Source organism: Clostridium sp., from assembly GCF_036569345.1.
Classification (GTDB): Bacteria; Bacillota; Clostridia; order Clostridiales; family Clostridiaceae; genus Clostridium_AD.
Genome location: NZ_DATCQT010000147.1, coordinates 13137 through 29930 on the forward strand (window position 1 = coordinate 13137; position 16794 = coordinate 29930).

General features: G+C 29.6%; 17 protein-coding genes. 15 read left to right on the forward strand and 2 right to left on the reverse strand.

Going from position 1 to position 16794, the window contains the following annotated elements; all coding sequences use genetic code 11:
* Positions 1–43: 43 nt before the first annotated feature.
* The 13 genes from VIM70_RS14450 to VIM70_RS14510 all read left to right on the forward strand — a co-directional run bounded on the left by VIM70_RS14450 (position 44) and on the right by VIM70_RS14510 (position 12489).
* On the forward strand, positions 44–703 hold the full coding sequence (locus tag VIM70_RS14450; RefSeq protein ID WP_331946478.1) for an A24 family peptidase: 660 nt from the start codon (positions 44–46) through the stop codon (positions 701–703).
* 228 nt (positions 704–931) lie between these two features.
* Entirely contained in the window at positions 932–2113 is a 1182-nt protein-coding gene (locus tag VIM70_RS14455; RefSeq protein ID WP_331946479.1) for a sensor histidine kinase, read from the forward strand.
* Positions 2094–2774 carry a response regulator transcription factor gene (locus tag VIM70_RS14460; RefSeq protein WP_331946480.1) on the forward strand — a complete coding sequence of 227 codons (681 nt, stop codon included), beginning with the start codon at positions 2094–2096 and terminating at the stop codon, positions 2772–2774. The genes VIM70_RS14455 and VIM70_RS14460 overlap by 20 nt, the downstream gene beginning before the upstream one ends.
* A gap of 182 nt (positions 2775–2956) precedes the next feature.
* The gene (locus tag VIM70_RS14465) at positions 2957–3130 is read left to right on the forward strand and encodes a Flp family type IVb pilin (RefSeq protein ID WP_331946481.1); all 174 of its coding nucleotides are present in this window, start codon (positions 2957–2959) and stop codon (positions 3128–3130) included.
* A 122-nt stretch (positions 3131–3252) separates the two neighbouring features.
* A complete protein-coding gene (locus VIM70_RS14470; protein WP_331946482.1) occupies positions 3253–3642 on the forward strand; it encodes a TadE/TadG family type IV pilus assembly protein in 390 nt (129 codons plus the stop codon).
* A 23-nt stretch (positions 3643–3665) separates the two neighbouring features.
* Positions 3666–4559, forward strand: a complete 894-nt coding sequence (locus VIM70_RS14475; RefSeq protein WP_331946483.1) for a TadE/TadG family type IV pilus assembly protein — start codon at positions 3666–3668, stop codon at positions 4557–4559.
* Between the two features lie 33 nt (positions 4560–4592).
* Positions 4593–5570 (forward strand): Flp pilus assembly protein CpaB, encoded by a 978-nt coding sequence (gene cpaB, locus VIM70_RS14480; RefSeq protein ID WP_331946484.1) that lies wholly within the window; start codon positions 4593–4595, stop codon positions 5568–5570.
* A gap of 10 nt (positions 5571–5580) precedes the next feature.
* Complete coding sequence (locus VIM70_RS14485) at positions 5581–6747, forward strand: response regulator (RefSeq protein ID WP_331946485.1); 1167 nt, start codon at positions 5581–5583, stop codon at positions 6745–6747.
* A 10-nt stretch (positions 6748–6757) separates the two neighbouring features.
* A complete protein-coding gene (locus VIM70_RS14490; protein WP_331946486.1) occupies positions 6758–8086 on the forward strand; it encodes a CpaF family protein in 1329 nt (442 codons plus the stop codon).
* A gap of 45 nt (positions 8087–8131) precedes the next feature.
* Positions 8132–9094 (forward strand): type II secretion system F family protein, encoded by a 963-nt coding sequence (locus VIM70_RS14495; protein ID WP_331946487.1) that lies wholly within the window; start codon positions 8132–8134, stop codon positions 9092–9094.
* Between the two features lie 30 nt (positions 9095–9124).
* On the forward strand, positions 9125–10039 hold the full coding sequence (locus tag VIM70_RS14500; RefSeq protein ID WP_331946488.1) for a type II secretion system F family protein: 915 nt from the start codon (positions 9125–9127) through the stop codon (positions 10037–10039).
* 10 nt (positions 10040–10049) lie between these two features.
* A complete protein-coding gene (locus VIM70_RS14505; protein ID WP_331946489.1) occupies positions 10050–10379 on the forward strand; it encodes a DUF192 domain-containing protein in 330 nt (109 codons plus the stop codon).
* A 100-nt stretch (positions 10380–10479) separates the two neighbouring features.
* The gene (locus VIM70_RS14510) at positions 10480–12489 is read left to right on the forward strand and encodes a YgiQ family radical SAM protein (protein WP_331946490.1); all 2010 of its coding nucleotides are present in this window, start codon (positions 10480–10482) and stop codon (positions 12487–12489) included.
* A 48-nt stretch (positions 12490–12537) separates the two neighbouring features.
* On the opposite strand, the gene VIM70_RS14515 is transcribed toward VIM70_RS14510, so the two are convergent.
* Positions 12538–12720 (reverse strand): hypothetical protein, encoded by a 183-nt coding sequence (locus VIM70_RS14515; protein ID WP_331946494.1) that lies wholly within the window; start codon positions 12718–12720, stop codon positions 12538–12540.
* 270 nt (positions 12721–12990) lie between these two features.
* On the opposite strand from VIM70_RS14515, the gene VIM70_RS14520 reads away from it, so the two are divergent.
* The gene (locus tag VIM70_RS14520; protein ID WP_331946491.1) at positions 12991–13473 is read left to right on the forward strand and encodes a hypothetical protein; all 483 of its coding nucleotides are present in this window, start codon (positions 12991–12993) and stop codon (positions 13471–13473) included.
* A 105-nt stretch (positions 13474–13578) separates the two neighbouring features.
* Here the strand turns inward: VIM70_RS14520 and VIM70_RS14525 are convergent, their stop codons facing one another.
* Positions 13579–14166, reverse strand: a complete 588-nt coding sequence (locus VIM70_RS14525) for a protein kinase (protein WP_331946492.1) — start codon at positions 14164–14166, stop codon at positions 13579–13581.
* 461 nt (positions 14167–14627) lie between these two features.
* Here VIM70_RS14525 and pulA point away from each other — a divergent pair, with 461 nt between their 5' ends.
* Entirely contained in the window at positions 14628–16517 is a 1890-nt protein-coding gene (gene pulA, locus VIM70_RS14530; protein WP_331946493.1) for a type I pullulanase, read from the forward strand.
* Positions 16518–16794: the final 277 nt, after the last annotated feature.

The following is a 16794-nucleotide window of genomic DNA, read 5'->3' on the forward strand; positions in this document are numbered from 1 at the left end:
TATAATATTATAAAATTTAAAAACATAATTAGGGGGTAAAAATATGGCTATATTGATTTTTTTAGCAGGAATGGTGGATGGTTTTTTTTTAAGCATTATTATGAAAAAAACTTCCTATATAATTTTAAATAGAGAAAATAGTGAGACATATATTAATATAATGGATTTTAAAAAGTTTAAAAAAAGCACTAATAATAAGATTATAAATATTATAGTAATCTTAATTAGTGGCTTATTATTTTTAATTTCATTTATGAAAATTGGACTAAATATTATTTTCATTAAAGCCCTAGTATTAGATTCTATATTAATCGTAGTCTCTTTTATTGATATTGAACATCAGATAATTCCCAACAAATTAATCATTTTTATATTAGCAGTAGGTGTTCTTTTTTCATTTATTAATGATATTTCTTTTATGAGTGAAATATTTGGAATGCTACTTGGAGGTGGAGTGCTTTTTCTTTTAGCACTTGTACCTGGATCACTTGGTGGTGGAGATATTAAATTGATGTTTGCGCTTGGAATATTTCTAGGAGCAAAAGGGATTTTAGTAGCATTATTTTTAGCCTTTATTATAGCCTCCATAATAAGTATATTATTATTGCTTTTCAAAATAAAAAAAAGAAAAGACTATATACCTTTCGGTCCATTTCTGGCGCTAGGAAGCTTTATCGCTTTCCATTTTTCTAATGTTTTTTGATAGCGAATAAATTTAGTTGTTGTATGTTTTAATCTAAAATTGAATTTAATATTTATTAAAAAAATAAATTCAGGTTAATTGTGTAAATTTCTATTATGAAATGAAGAAGTTAGACGATATATCTATTGGGAATATTTTTCTATAATAATTTTTTAAATTACTATTGATAGCTAAATATAAAATTTATACTTGATTTTATAAAAAATAATAAAAGCAGGTGAGATACTAGTGAATAATTTAAGCATAGATATTGGTCATATTAATGGCATTATAAAAAAAATAATCGAACAAATAAGTAATAGCCGCGAACAAGTTCTTGAAATAGTTGATAATGTAAGAATAGAGTATGAAAATATAAAGGAAGATATTATTGTAATTAGGGTAAGCATAGATTTAGTTATTAATGAAGTTGATACACTTGAAGTACAAGATAAACTTATGCGTAAAAAACTAGTTTTGGTTTCAAAGGAATTTAATTCATACAACGAGGACGAAATTAAATCTGTATATGAAAAAGCATCGGATATTAGAGTGAAATTTATTACAAAGCAAAACGAAGAAAAACATCTTAGAGAAAAAAGAGATGCGCTGGAAATAGCATTGAAAAAATCTATAAAAAACATAGATAATTCAGAAAAAGTAGTTAACCAAATAAGTATTGCTATGTCATATTTACAGGGTGACATTCTTTCAGTTTTAGAAGGAGCTGACAAAAGTTCTGATATGTTTATAGGGATAAAGATATTAGAAGCACAGGAAAATGAGCGAAAAAGAATATCGAGGGATATTCATGACGGACCTGCACAGCATATTGCTAATATTATTATGAAAGCAGATATTTGTAAAATAATTATTCAGAAGGATTTTAATGAAGGCCTTAAAGAATTAGCTGATTTAAAAGAAAGTGTAAAAGTGGCATTAAAAGAAGTCAGAAGTATTATTTTTGATTTAAGGCCTATGACACTAGATGATTTAGGGCTAAACAAAACCATTGAACAAGCTGTAAAATCTATTTCAGAAGATTTTAATATGGATATTAAGTTAAAATTAAAACCTATGGATACAGAGGTAGAATCCATTATTCAAGTAGCAGTATTTCGTATTGTTCAAGAAATTTTTAATAATATAAAAAAACATTCAAAAGCAAAAAATGTAGAAGTTAAATTAGATTTTGGTACAAAATATTTAAGACTTCTTATATCAGATGATGGAATCGGATTTGATGTGGAAGCAACTTTAAAAAGAGTAAAAACCAAAGGAAATTCTTATGGACTTATTGGTATATTTGATAGAGTAAATCAATTACAAGGTCAAATTCATATAGAATCGTCGACGGGAGTAGGCACGGTTTATAATGTTGTGCTTCCAGTTAATAGGGAGGTGATTAGAGATGAAAAAAGAGGAAATTAAAGTTTTAGTAGCAGATGACCACGATCTCATTAGACAAGGATTGAAAAGAATAATTAGTTTTGAGGAAGACATGATCATCGTTGGAGAGGCTGAAAATGGTGAGAAGGTGCTTAATATGTTAAAAAGCTGTGATCCTGATGTCATATTACTAGATATGAAAATGCCTTTAATGGATGGACTAGAAGTGCTTCAGAAGGCAAAGGAAGGATCAAAAACTTTAAAAATAATTATGCTCACTGTGGAAAATGATAAAACTTTAATTCTAGATGCTATTAGTAAGGGGGCAGATGGATATGTACTTAAGGAATCTGCCGGCACAGAAATTGTAGAGGCCATTAAAACAGTGTATGGAGGAGACAAATATATTGACAAATCACTAGTTTCCCTTTTATTCTCAGGGTTTAAAAGTAAAGATAAAAAAGAACAGTGTATTTTAGATTCTTTGTCAAAAAGAGAAGTTGAAGTTTTATTATATATATCTAAAGGATTTAGTAATAAAGATATAGGAGAACGTCTGTTTTTATCAGAAAAAACAGTGAAGAACTATGCAACAAATTTATTTAGAAAAATAAAAGCACATGATCGTGTTCAAGCCACTATTTTTGCAATAGACGAGCACATTCTAAAGTATTATGAATCCAGATTTGAAGGACAATTGTAGAAATTAAAGATTTCCAATCATAAATAAAGTTAAATAATTCAAACAGGGACTTAGGTCCCTATTTTTTATTGACTTTTATACCTATAGAATGTGACTTTTAGTATCTGATATATCAATCCAATTTAGAATATAATTAACTTAATAAAAGAACAAAAATAAAACAAATTAGAGGAGGAATTATTATGTTAATGAATTTAATGAATTATGTATCATCAAAGGTTAAAAATGAAGAAGGTCAGGGCATGGTAGAGTATGCATTAATAATTGGATTAATCGCTGTAATAGTTGTTGTTGCATTAGGACCACTTGGGACAGCTATAGCAAAAAAATTCACAGATATTACTGCTTCACTATAGTAGATGAAAATCCTTTTAAATTGAGCATTGAGAATTGAAGAGTTATGGATGATTTTAATTTATTATAAAAATTGCTTTAACATTTCAATTCTAAACTCTCAAAGATAGCCGAGGTGATCAACATGAAGAGTTTAAAAAATGAAAAAGGACAATCCCTAGTAGAGTTTGCTATTTTACTACCTGTATTATTGTTATTATTAATGGGAATTTTAGAATTTGGTCTAATGCTAAATTCATATCTGACCATCAATAATTCGGCTAGAGAAGGTGCTAGACTTGGTATAGTTGAAGGTTCTAATCCGGAAATATATGAATTGATTAAGACTATTTCCCCTAATTTAGACAGTGAAAATTTAGAAGTAAATATAACTCCAAATGACGGAAGCAGAAAATCCGGAGATACCATTACAGTAGAGGTTGTATATAACTATAAGGTAACTATTCCTATAATAAGTAATATCCTTGGTAATGTGATGGTACTTAAAGCGCAAACATCCATGAGGATAGAATGAGCAGCACTGCAGGAGATGATTTAATGCGAAAATTAGATAATAGGGGAAATGTAGCTATTTTATTATGTTTAGTGTTTACAGTTCTCTTGGGCTTTACAGCTTATGTGGTAGATATTGGTTTAATTTATGTGGAAAAAGTGAAATTATCTAATGCTATTGATTCAGCAGTACTCGCAGCTAGCCTAGAATTACCTACAGATGATGCTAAATCAAGAAATGTTGCTATAGAGTATCTAAGAAAGAATAATGTTGATCCAAGTCAAGTTAAAATTACCATAAGCGCCGATAAAAAAAGTATACAAATGGAGGGAATAAAAACTGTAAATCATTTTTTCGCACCTATAATTGGAATAAATAGCACTAATATAAATGCATATTCAAAAGCAATTATAGCACCTATAAAATCAGTAACAGGTGGTATTAGGCCCTTTGCAGTTGAAAAATTCGACTTTTCTTATGGGGATGTGGTAACACTTAAAGAAGGTGCTGGAGATGGCTATCATGGGAATTATGGTACGGTTGCATTGGGAGGGACTGGTGCAAATGTGTTCAGATCAAATGCACTTTATGGTTACAGTGGCACTATAACAGTGGGAGATATGATAAATACCGAAACAGGTAACATGGCAGGTACTACTAATGAAATTGAGAATTATATTAATTCAGAATTTAGCAGTTTTTATGATTTCCAAAGAAATTCTATTAGATTATGGACAATGCCATTAGTAGATTCTTTATACGTTGATGGAAGAAAAGCTGTATTAGTAGTAGGTTTTGGAGAGTTTTATGTGGAAGATATTACACAAAACTCAGGAAAAATTGAAATTCAAGGACGATTTATTAGATATGTAACAAAAGGCGAGATTGATGTGACACAAAGTGATACTGGGGACTATGGTGCAAAACTTGTAAGATAGGACTAAATAATTAGGAGTATGGGTGGTGTTTTTATGAAAAGTACAGGAAAAAGATTAGTTTTAGTATCATTCATATTGGCAGTGGTAAGTAGTATAGTAATTTTTATATATTTACAATCTTTAAAAACACCAAATATAGCGGTTAATGAAAGAACTATTTTAGTTGCTTCTGAAACAATACCTGCAAGAACAGTAATAGATAAAAAAATGGTTAAAGAAATTCAAGTACCAGATAATGTTATATTCAAAGATTATATAAATGAATCTTCTAATATTATAGGTAAATATACAAAAGAAATTATTTTAAAAGATGAAGGTTTCCATAATGCTAAGTTGATAAATGAACTTAATAATGAATTGAGTTTTAAAATAGAGGGTAATAATAGAGGAATTTCAATAAATGTTAATGGAAGTACAGGAGTCTCAGATCTTATTAAACAGGGAGATTTTGTTGACATAATTGTGTATTTAACAGAGAAGAAAGATGGTCAAAAAATTATTAGACCAGATTTATCAAGAATTCTTCTTCAAAATATTCAAGTATTAGCAATAGATAAATCACTTAATAGAGATGACGCACAAAGAGTAGCGGTACCTACTAATTACTTAGTAACATTATCTGTGCCAATTTTTGATATAGAGAAGTTAACATTAGCTGAAGATATTGGTACGTTAAAACTGGTGTTAAGACCTTTAATTCCGGATTATATTCAGAAGACAGAAGGTGCGACTTGGCAAGATCTTATTTTGGATGATTCAAAACAAATGATTGATTTATTCCCAGATTATAAGACTAAACCAGTAGCACAAGATAAAGTTACTGTAGGCAATTATAAGTATAAAAAGTACGTTTATTATGTGATAAAAAAAGGTGAAACTTTAAGAAAAATAAGTATATCTTTTTATGGGGATCCAGAAAAATATGTGTTAATAAAACAAGTCAACGGAATTTCTGAAGAAAATCTAATTAAAGCTGGAACAGGCATTAAAATCCCGGTACTAGATAAATAGGGGTGAATTTATGAACAAAATTAAAATACTAATTGCAGATGATATAGAAGAAACCAGAAATGTAATAAAGAAAATTTTAAATCTCGAAAATGAATTCTTTGAAATTGTTGGTGAAGCGTGTAATGGAGAAGAAGTTTTAAAACTTATTCCTAAGGTAAAACCAGATATTATATTAATGGATATTAATATGCCTGTATTAAATGGTCTAGAAGCTACAGAGAAAATTACAAATCTATTTCCAAATGTTACAGTAATTATTATGTCCGTTCAAGCTGAAAGTGAATATCTTAAAAAAGCTATGTTCCACGGAGCAAAAGAATACATTATTAAACCTTTTAACTATGAGGTTTTAGTTAATACTATAACAACAACATATGAAAAATATAAGGATAAGGTTATGAATGGATCTTACTTTGGAGAAGGGAAGAATATAGTAGAGCAGAGTAATGCAAAAATCATAACTTTTTTCAGTTCCAAAGGAGGAGTAGGAAAATCTGTTTTAGCATTAAATAGTGCGGTGACTCTAAGTAAGAAACATAATAAAAAAACTCTCCTAATTGATTTAGATTTACAATTTGGAGATATATCAATGCTCGTGAATCAGTATGCACAAAAGACAATTCTTGATGTTATAGAGGATGGACAATTAGAATCGTATGAAAATGTAAAACCTTACTTATATGAATTTAATGAAAATCTGCATATGCTCTTTGCTCCAACGAAACCTGAAGCAGCAGAGTATATTGGGAAAGATAGTATTGAAAAAATCATGAAAATTCTAATGAAACAATATGATGTTATTATAATTGATACAGGCATTAACTTTAATGATAGCACACTTTACATTTTGGATATTTCAGAAATAGTACTATTTGTTGCTACCATGGAAATCGTTGCTCTAAAAAACACTAAATTAGGTCTAGGAGTTATGCAATCTCTTGGGTATGATAAAACCAAAGTGAAATTGATTATAAATAATTTTACAACAAAGTATGGCATAAGCAAGCTTGACGCAGAAAGAGCATTTAGTGATGGTATTTATGCTATGATTCCAGAAGAGCAAAATACAGTTAGTATTTCAGTTAATAAAGGACAACCCTTTTGTGATAGTCCAAAATATGATAAGCTCAAAATAGGAAAAGCTATAGCTTTAATGTGTAAAGACTTAGCAATGTAGAGGTGATAGTATGTCCCTTATAAAGAGATTAGAAGAGATAAATGTAGATAAAAAATGTAATAAGCCTGAAGAAAAAGAGGCAGATCCTTATTTTGAGTTAAAAACAAAAATACAAAATAGAGTCATAGAAGAACTTGATATAGATTTTAATGATATATCGGATCAAAATCAGGAATTAAGGGAAGCAATAAATTTTATTGTTATGAAACAAATAGAACAAGAATCTCTGAACATGACAACAAATCAAAAGAAAAAAATAAAAGAAGAACTATTGGATGAAATTATTGGCTTTGGTCCTATTACGGCCTTACTTGCGGATAAAAGTGTAACTGAGATTATGGTTAATGGCCCAAATCATGTTTATGTTGAGAGGGACGGCAAACTAGTGCTTACAGATGCTAAATTTAAAAATGATAATCATGTTATGCATGTTATTAAAAAAATTGTAGCTCCTATTGGGAGAAGAATAGATGAAAGCTCTCCTATGGTAGATGCAAGACTTCCTAATGGTTCTAGAGTAAATGCTATAATACCACCACTAGCTATCGACGGACCTTCAATTACCATAAGAAAGTTCGCTGAAGACCCTTTTAAAGTAGAAGATTTAATAAATTTCGGAACCCTTAGCTCAAAGATGGCAGAACTCCTTAAATATTGCGTTGAAGCCCGTTTAAATATTGTTGTTTCGGGTGGGACTGGCAGTGGAAAAACCACCACACTAAATGTACTTTCGTCGTTTATTCCTGAATCAGAACGTATTGTTACTATTGAGGATGCTGCAGAGTTGCAACTTTCTCAAATACATGTTGTGAGACTTGAGACAAGGCCTGCTAACATTGAAGGTAAAGGAGAAGTTAATATAAGAGACTTAGTTAAAAATAGTCTAAGAATGAGACCGGACAGAATAATAATAGGGGAAGTACGTTCAGGTGAAACCTTAGATATGCTTCAAGCTATGAATACTGGTCATGATGGGTCATTAACAACTGGGCATGCAAACTCCCCAAGAGACATGTTATCAAGACTTGAAACTATGGTACTTATGTCAGGAATGAATCTGCCTATTAAAGCAATTAGAGATCAAACAGCATCAGCTATCGATTTAATTATCCAACAGTCAAGACTTATAGATGGTAGTAGAAGAATAACTCATATAACAGAAGTTCAAGGCATGGAAGGCGATGTTATAATCCTTCAGGATATTTTTAAATTTGAACAAAAAGGACTAGATACTAAGCGGAAAGTAAAAGGAGAATATGTTTTTACCGGCATAATGCCTAAATTTCTTGAAAAATTTAAAGAAAGAGGTATTAATATCCCTGCTGGCATCTTTATCTAATGAATTCTACTTCTTCACTAAAAATATAAAGTGGATGTGATGAAAATGATATATATTATAATGTTTCTTATTTTTTTCTTAGTTTGGTCATTGATAAGTGCTATGCTACTAACTATTTTATATAAGAAAAAGCCCATTGATAAGCTAAAATACTTTGAGGATAATTATGAAATAAAAGAAAAAATTGAAAATAAGAAAAAAAATAAAATAAGCATTTTAAAAATATTATCAAATCTAATTCCCAATATTAAATTAAATGAGAAACACGATAAAAAATTAGAAATCGAATTAATTAAAGGCGACATACCTATTACAGTGGCAGAATTATTAGTAATAAAAATACTTATATCATCAACTTTTGCATTTTTAGCATATGCACTTTCAAAGGATTTTATTATTGTACTTTTCATGTTTATTATAATTTGGAACCTACCCAAAGTCGTTATATCCCATAGAAAAAAAGAAAGAGTTAAGACCTTTAATGAACAATTAAATGAGGGCACAATGATCATCTCAAACTCACTTAAAGCAGGTTATTCTTTTTTGCAAGCCATTGCAGCAGTATCAGACGAGACAAAAAATCCTTTTGCTAAAGAATTCAAGAAACTCCTGAAGGAAATGAGTTTGGGCATTTCAGAAGATATTGCATTAAATAATATGTTAAATAGAATGGAATCGGAAGACCTTAGACTAATAGTAAATGCTATTTTAATTCAAAAGGACATAGGTGGAAACTTATCAGAGATATTGGATAATATCTCTAGTACTATAAGAGAGAGGCAAAAGATTCAGAATGAACTTAAAACACTAACTGCTCAAGGTAGACTATCAGCAATCATTGTAATGCTTATTCCGGTTTTCATAGGTATTTTCATTTATATAACTAATAAAGAATATATAATGCTTTTGTTTACTACTCCCATTGGGATCGCAATGATAGTCGCTGCAATTTTGGGTCAAATGATAGGTTTGATTATCATAAAGAAAATTATTAATATTGATATGTAGTTAGAAATTAAAATAATGGTTGAGGTGATAATGTTGCTATATATTATAGTATTTATTTGTTTTACAATTATGTTTATGTTTTTTTATGGGACTATACTTGTACTAAATAAAAGTAAGTTGACCATTGGCTCTAGAATAAAACAAGTAAAAAATATTGATATCGATGATAGAACAGATATTGAAAAAATATCTTTTTCACAAAGAGCGCTTATGCCAATTTATCAAAGAATAAGTCAATTTATCATAAAAGCAACTCCAGGTAGAAAAATTTCACTCCTTAAGAAAAAATTAGAAAAAGCTGGTTTATTAAAAAATAAAACCGCAGAGAATTGGTTATATATTAGAATTATGTTAACGCTCATTTTTTCAATTTCATTTGGCTTTCTAAGCTATACAATCAAAGCAAATTTTTTTAATTCACTTCTCATATCAATACTAATGATGTTACTTATTAGTACATTTTTTAATTTTTATATTTCAAAGAAGATTAAAATAAGAAAAAAAATGATTGTAAGAGAATTACCTTATACACTAGATTTAATTACAGTAAGCGTTGAAGCTGGATTGTCTTTTGATGGTGCCATGGCGAGGGTCATTGCAAATATAAGTGGAGAGTTATGTGATGAGTTTGCAAAAACACTCAAAGAAATACGTATGGGTATACAAAGAAAAGTAGCACTTAAGAATATGAGTGAGCGATGTGAAGTAAAGGAACTATCATTGCTGCTTACATCTTTAATTCAAGCTGATGATCTAGGAGTTGGCCTTTCTAATGTGTTAAGAATTGAGTCTGAAACACTGCGAGAACATAGAAAGCAAGTTGCAAGAGAGTCAGCTATGAAAGCGCCTTTAAAAATGTTATTTCCACTTATATTTTTTATTTTCCCTTCAATATTCATTATAGTTTTAGGTCCAGCTGTTATCAAAATTTCAAAAATATTCTAGAGGTGATAATATGATTAAAGTATTAAAATATAATAACGAAAATACCATTAAAACGTTCATAGCTGATTCATATACTAAAAGACTTTGTGGGTATATGTTTAGAAAGCAGCCTCATCATGATGCTATTTTGCTAAAACCCTGTAATGGCATCCATACGTTTTTTATGAAGTTTAATATTGATGTTTTATTTTTAAATGAACACATGCAGGTTATTATAAAAATAGAAAACTTAAAACCAGGTCAAGTTGTTACTAAAGTAAAGGGAGCTAAACTAGTATTAGAAGCTAAAGAAGGTACATTTTATAATATTAAGGAAGGAAGTAAACTAGATATTTGTTGAATTTATTATTTTCAAAGAATTAAATCGTAAAGAATGATATAATTATATTTTGAATTAGATATATATATTTTTACGATTAAAGCAAAAGAAGGTGGAAGTAATGAAAGAAAAGAAATATTTACCTATTAGTAGGGAAGACATTATAGATAGAGGCTGGATCGAATTAGATTTTATTATAGTTACTGGCGATGCATATGTTGATCACCATAGTTTTGGAACAGCAATTATATCAAGAGTTCTAGAAAACGAAGGATATAAAGTAGGAATAATAGCTCAACCTAGTTGGAAGGATACTGAAGACTTTAAAAAATTAGGGAAACCAAGACTTGGCTTTCTTGTTAATTCTGGCAACATGGATTCTATGGTTAATCATTATACAGTAAGTAAAAAAATAAGAGAAAAAGATTTGTATTCCCCTGGTGCAAAGATGGGGCTAAGGCCTGACAGAGCAACAATAGTATACTGCAATAAAATAAGAGAAGCATACAAAGGTGTTCCTATTGTTATTGGAGGAATAGAGGCAAGTTTAAGGCGATTTGCACATTATGATTATTGGAGTGATAAGGTAAGAAAGTCCATGCTAATAGACAGTGGAGCAGATCTATTAATATATGGTATGGGTGAGAAACAAGTTGTTAACGTTGCAAATAAATTAAATGAAGGTATAGATATAAAAGACATTACGGGAGTTCTTGGAACGTGTTATGTAACAGAGAGTATAGAAAATATAGAAGACTACGTTGAAATAGCATCCTATAAAGAAGTCTGCAATGATATGAAAAAATACGCGGAAGCTTTTAAAATACAATATGATGAACAGGATCCTATTAGGGGGAGAGGTATACTTCAGAAGCATACTAATAAGTATCTTGTGCAAAACAAACCAGAAATGCCACTTACTAGAGAAGAATTAGATGTTGTTTATGGCTTGCCTTACCAAAGAAATTATCATCCAATTTATGAAAAACTCGGTGGAATACCAGCTATAGAGGAAGTTCAATTCAGTTTAGTTAGTTCAAGAGGATGTTTTGGTAGCTGTGCATTCTGCGCCATAACCTTTCATCAAGGTAGAATTGTCCAAAGTAGAAGTGAAAATTCATTAATAGAGGAAGCAATAGAAATTACAAAATTAAAGGGTTTTAAAGGATATATTCATGATGTAGGTGGGCCTACAGCTAATTTTAGACGACCTGCATGTGATAAACAATTAAAAGTAGGGGCTTGTAAAGATAAACAATGTTTGCATCCTGCCCCATGCAAGAATTTAAATGTTGATCATATGGAGTATTTAAACGTGCTACGGTCGCTTCGAGAATTACCAAATATTAAAAAAGTTTTTGTACGTTCAGGGCTGCGTTATGATTATATTATGGCAGACAAAAATGAAACCTTTTTTAATGAACTCATTAAGCATCATGTCAGTGGGCAACTAAAGGTCGCACCAGAGCATGTTTCTCATAAAGTTTTAAAATTCATGGGTAAGCCAGCTGGGAGAACTTATGATAAATTCAGAGAGAAATTTTACAAAGCTACTGAGAAGTTAGAAAAAAAACAATATCTTATTCCTTATTTAATGTCTAGCCACCCAGGATGCAGCATAAGTTCAGCAGTAGAGCTAGCAGAATACCTTAGGGATACTAATTACCAACCTGAACAAGTTCAAGATTTTTATCCCACCCCAGGAACACCATCAACAACAATGTTTTATACCGGACTTGATCCAAATACCCTTGAAGAAGTTCATATACCTAAAACAAAAAATGAAAAAGCAATGCAAAGAGCATTGCTACAATATAAAGATCCTATGAAATATGATTTAGTATTGTCAGCTTTGATAAAGGCTGGCAGAGAAGACCTTATTGGTTATGGACCAAAGTGTTTAGTAAAACCAAGGGTTCAAAAAAATAAGGAGCATTTAGGTAACTCAAATATTGGTACAAAACAACAAAAGGGTAAAGATAAAGGAAAAAATGTAAAAAGCACGAATAAAGATAAAACTTTTAGTAAACACCTTAAAGATAAAGAAAAACCAATGAATAATCAAAGTAAGGCAAGTTATGGAACTAAAAAGGATAACAAAAATAAGGCTAAAAACAAAAAAAGACAATAGTTAAAGTATAATAAATGCCTACATTCATATTATGGATGTAGGCATTTATTATACTTTAACTATTTTATTTATACTTTCTTCTTCTACTAATTCGCTTTTACTTAGCCCTTTTCTAAAATACCTTATTTGCTTATATTTGACTTTGTTCATCTCAAAATCTAAAACATCTATTCTGTCGCCTTTATAAATAACAGCTTTTTTATTACCTTTTAAAAATACATGTACTTCCATAGCTTTATTTGTTAGCTGAAAATCAGCCACTCCTTCCCATATTCTAATTAACTAATATTTGTATACTACAATTTTAATTATAATGCCATTATTTACATTTATCAAGGTGAAAGTAATAAGAAGTTAATAATAGTTAACCATTTAGTTAATAATGAATATAATATAAATAAAACTATCAATATACTTTTGAAGCAATATACTTTTAAAACAATCCATATATCTTTTTATTAAAAATCTAATATAGGTTTACTTCTAAAAGGAGATAAGACAATGAATTGTAAAGCGTATTTATTGGATGCTAATATAGTTATAAATGTGTGGAATAAATATCCTAACTTGCTAGATACTATTGAAAATAAAGAATGTATTGATTTTAAAATTTCTGAGGATATAGCCGGAGAGTTATCAGTAAAAGAGTATGTGAAATTCAATGACGACTTCGTACTATCAAATAAATTCTTAAAATTATTAGGACATATGATTTCTAATGATAATTCTAGCTTTAATAATAAGCTTGTGAAAAGTGATTTTATTAAATATGAGCAAAATAATAAAATATATTTTAACAATGGTGATAAAATTTCTATAAATGACTATAGTCTTATTAATATCTGTGAAAGAAATAAAGATTATATTCTTGTGACGGATGATAAAAAACTAATACGAAATGCAAAAATCATACTGAATTCTTCAAGGGCACTAAGTTTTAAAGAATTTCTAAATGAGTTAAAACAATTAAATATATTACTATAATAAAATAGTATAAGAGGCTGCATCCTTAGAGGATTATAGCATCTTATACTATTTTGCTGATGAAGTATTTTTTATATTATGAATGTTTTACTATTAAAACAATATTTATTTGATGTTTTTTTCTAAATATTGTCTAAATCTAAAATTCCACAATTCATATATTTTAGGCCGATTATCACTAACAACTGATAAAAATTCATCTACCACTCCTAAGTTGTTTAGGCCTTTCATTAGATGCCTTGGATAAACTACATTTTTAGAATAATTATTTTTAGGATCGATTACATTAATCGAAAAATCATCCATTAAGTATAGATCTTTACACCTAATATCTAGTCTATGGAATTTAAGTTTTGAGAACTCCTCTATAAGCTTAATTATGTTTAGTGATATTTCTTTATTGATACCATGTTTTTTGATATACTTATCCAAACGTTGCCCGCTTGCATAATCTCGTACAATATAGTAAGACCCATGTTCATAAACTTTAGGAAAATATTTACTCTTTTTTGTTTTTACTAAGATATTATATTCATCCTCACATACTTTTTTATTTTTGAAAATCTTAATTACTCTTTTGTTAGGAAGTAAATAAACTATTCCATTATGACCCGAACCCAGAAATTCTGAAGTCTTGAGCATTTTTTCAACTCTGCTGTTTAATTGAATGTAATAATTTTTGTCCTCATACATATTTTCATCTTCTTTATAATAGATATTACTTTATTATATGATTACAACTTGTAAGTATTTCCTATATATAGAAATAAACATTATATATAATTAATTACAATATTGTACAAGCAAACCTTGATTATTACTATATTTAATAATATAATGATGAGGATTATATATACAATTAAATTATTAGCACAAAATTAGTTGAAATAAACCTAACTAACACTAGACTTAAGGGTTGTTTTTTAGAGATGATTACATATTATGAAGAAACAACTATTATCATATATTTTATTAATGCAAACTTTTGTTCCATTTTAGAAAAAATTTAACAGGATTTTAAATTTTAGTCCTTAGTTCTATAAGTGTGCAGCTATTATCCTAGAAAAAAAGAAAACTTCAGTTGGTATATAAATTTTCTTCTGAAGTCTTTAATTAAGCCACTTTAGTGGAGTTATGAGGAGCGAGATTGAACAATGGTAAAAGTATTAGATAGCCAAGAATTCATATACAATGGCGAGGATTTAGGCGCAGTATATACTAGTTATAATACAACCTTTAAGGTTTGGGCACCTACCGTTGAAAAAATTACAGTAATAGTGTATAAAGATTTCAATGATGACATGGGAGAAAAACATGAAATGACCAAGGTAGAAAAAGGTATCTGGTATATTAAGCTCAATGGTGATTTTAAAAATAGATATTATAATTATTTAGTGTCAAATGGTGGAGTAGAAAAGGAAACACCAGATATCTATACTAAGGGCGCAAGTTCTAATGGTGAAAAAGGTATGATTGTAGATTTTCTTTCTATAAATCCTATTAACTGGGAGAATCACAAGAAACCTATACCAATAAATAGAACTGAGGCAGTAATATACGAAATTCATGTTAGAGATTTTTCTGTATCAGAAGACTCTGGAATTGAAAACAAAGGAAAATATTTAGCTTTTGCTCAAAAAAATACAAAGACAGCTGATGGAATTATTACAGGATTGGATCACCTTAAAGATTTGGGAATAACTCATGTTCAACTTTTACCTGTTTTTGATTTTGCAAGTGTAGATGAGACTAGGGGTGGATATAATTGGGGATATGATCCTTATTTATATAATGTACCCGAAGGTTCTTATGCTACTGATTCGCAAGATGGTACTGTTCGAATTAAAGAGTTTAAGACCATGATTCAAAATTTGCATGAAAATGGTATTAGTGTCATTATGGATGTTGTCTATAATCACACCTCTACTACAGGTAATTCACCAATGGATATCTTAGTTCCAGGATATTATTATAGAACAGATGATGATGGTAACTTTACTAATGGTTCAGGCTGTGGGAATGAAACAGCATCAGAGAGACCAATGATGAGAAAATTTATAGTAGACAGTATTAAGTTTTGGGCGAAGGAATATATGATTGATGGATTTAGATTTGATTTAATGGCCCTTCATGATATTGATACAATGAAAGAAGTGGAAAAGCAAGCTAAAATTATTAATCCGGATATTATTATTTGTGGTGAACCCTGGACAGGTGGGCCATCATCATTACCTTCTTATATGCAACTAAGAAAAGGAAGCCAAAAGGGCATGCAGATATCTGTATATAATGACGCTATACGAAATGCAATAAAGGGAGATAATGACGGTTGCCAGGCAGGTTTTGTAAATGGTGGAGTTGGACTTGAGGAAGAGGTTAAAAAAGGCATTGTTGGCAGCATTAAATATAACAATGAAATATACAATTTCTCACAAGATCCTGGAGAATCCATAAACTATGTAAGTGCTCATGATAATTTATGTTTATATGATAAATTTGAAAAAAGCAATCCTGACAATACTTCTTTAGAAAGAGAAAAGATGAATAGATTAGCTTTATCTATAATCCTTACATCTCAAGGAGTGCCTTTTATTCAAGGTGGAACAGAGATACTAAGGACCAAACAAGGAAATCATAATAGCTATAATGCTGGTGATGCTGTTAATGAAATAAGATGGAGTAGAAAAGCTGAATATTATGAAACTTATGAATACATCAAAGGGCTAATTTCCTTAAGAAAAAGCCAAAAGGTTATGACTTTGGACAATGCAAGTGATGTAAGAAAATCCTTGTTATTCCTTGAATCACCCTGTAATTGTGTGGCCTATGAATTAACATCTACCTTTATCGGGGATTATAGTAAATTAATAATAATTCATAATTCGAACACAGAAGGAATAAAGTTAATTTTACCAGATTGCGATGAGTGGAGAATTTTAGCAAATGAATATGAAGCCAATAAAGAAGGTGTAAATAAAGGGACTAAAACTTGTATTAATGAGGTAAGTGTACCATACCTCGCTACCTATATCTTATGTAAATAATACATTAATCTTACTGTTGTGGTTTCAAGCGGAGTTGGAACCTGGGGCCCTCCTATAAGAATAGGAACAGCTTCAGAAATTGTTCAAGTAGAAATAAAGTTTAAATGATAAAAAACCTGCATTCTTAAGAGAATGCAGGTTTTTCCAGGTTGTTTACAAACCCAGTATAATTTTTTATTATACTGGGTTTATTTTACATGTAGTTATGCGATAGCATTTTGAATTATGAATGAGTTAGAACAAAACACTATATTTCGCATTAGAAAATCAAAAAACA

Bases quoted from the DNA above. Each gene is read 5' to 3' on its own strand.
- VIM70_RS14450 (WP_331946478.1), top strand. From the start codon at position 44: ATGGCTATATTGATTTTTTTAGCAGGAATGGTGGATGGTTTTTTTTTA.
- VIM70_RS14460 (WP_331946480.1), top strand. From the start codon at position 2,094: ATGAAAAAAGAGGAAATTAAAGTTTTAGTAGCAGATGACCACGATCTC.
- VIM70_RS14465 (WP_331946481.1), top strand. From the start codon at position 2,957: ATGTTAATGAATTTAATGAATTATGTATCATCAAAGGTTAAAAATGAA.
- VIM70_RS14470 (WP_331946482.1), top strand. From the start codon at position 3,253: ATGAAGAGTTTAAAAAATGAAAAAGGACAATCCCTAGTAGAGTTTGCT.
- VIM70_RS14475 (WP_331946483.1), top strand. From the start codon at position 3,666: ATGCGAAAATTAGATAATAGGGGAAATGTAGCTATTTTATTATGTTTA.
- cpaB (WP_331946484.1), top strand. From the start codon at position 4,593: ATGAAAAGTACAGGAAAAAGATTAGTTTTAGTATCATTCATATTGGCA.
- VIM70_RS14485 (WP_331946485.1), top strand. From the start codon at position 5,581: ATGAACAAAATTAAAATACTAATTGCAGATGATATAGAAGAAACCAGA.
- VIM70_RS14490 (WP_331946486.1), top strand. From the start codon at position 6,758: ATGTCCCTTATAAAGAGATTAGAAGAGATAAATGTAGATAAAAAATGT.
- VIM70_RS14495 (WP_331946487.1), top strand. From the start codon at position 8,132: ATGATATATATTATAATGTTTCTTATTTTTTTCTTAGTTTGGTCATTG.
- VIM70_RS14500 (WP_331946488.1), top strand. From the start codon at position 9,125: ATGTTGCTATATATTATAGTATTTATTTGTTTTACAATTATGTTTATG.
- VIM70_RS14505 (WP_331946489.1), top strand. From the start codon at position 10,050: ATGATTAAAGTATTAAAATATAATAACGAAAATACCATTAAAACGTTC.
- VIM70_RS14510 (WP_331946490.1), top strand. From the start codon at position 10,480: ATGAAAGAAAAGAAATATTTACCTATTAGTAGGGAAGACATTATAGAT.
- VIM70_RS14515 (WP_331946494.1), bottom strand. From the start codon at position 12,720: ATGGAAGTACATGTATTTTTAAAAGGTAATAAAAAAGCTGTTATTTAT.
- VIM70_RS14520 (WP_331946491.1), top strand. From the start codon at position 12,991: ATGAATTGTAAAGCGTATTTATTGGATGCTAATATAGTTATAAATGTG.
- VIM70_RS14525 (WP_331946492.1), bottom strand. From the start codon at position 14,166: ATGTATGAGGACAAAAATTATTACATTCAATTAAACAGCAGAGTTGAA.
- pulA (WP_331946493.1), top strand. From the start codon at position 14,628: ATGGTAAAAGTATTAGATAGCCAAGAATTCATATACAATGGCGAGGAT.